This is a genomic window from Sphaerisporangium melleum (assembly GCF_014646695.1).
Taxonomy (GTDB): Bacteria; Actinomycetota; Actinomycetes; order Streptosporangiales; family Streptosporangiaceae; genus Sphaerisporangium; species Sphaerisporangium melleum.
In genome coordinates this window covers 1-316 of the sequence record NZ_BMNT01000128.1, presented here as the reverse complement: position 1 = coordinate 316, position 316 = coordinate 1, and the positions used below count along the sequence as shown (strand labels likewise).

Here is a 316-nt window from a genome sequence, read left to right as displayed (position 1 = left end):
TTCTGGTCACTGGTGGTACGGGTGGTCTGGGTGGGGTGGTGGCGCGGCATCTGGTGGTGGCGCATGGGGTGCGTCGTCTGGTGTTGGTGAGCCGGCGTGGTGTGGAGGCTCCTGGGGCGGCCGATCTGGTGGCCGAGCTGGTGGAGCTGGGTGCGGAGGTTTCGGTCGTCGCGTGTGATGTGGCTGATCGGGATGCGCTGGCGGGTGTGGTCGCTTCGGTGGGTGCTGGGCTGGGTGCGGTGGTGCATGCGGCGGGTGTGCTGGATGACGGTGTTGTCGCTTCGTTGAGTGCGGAGCGGGTGGATGGGGTGTTGCG

General features: G+C 68.0%; 1 protein-coding gene. It reads left to right on the top strand.

Annotated elements, in window-relative coordinates; all coding sequences use genetic code 11:
• Nucleotides 1-35 precede the first annotated feature (35 nt).
• Nucleotides 36-316 (top strand): KR domain-containing protein (locus IEY93_RS37465; RefSeq protein ID WP_308425772.1); only part of this gene is annotated, 281 nt, incomplete at its 3' end.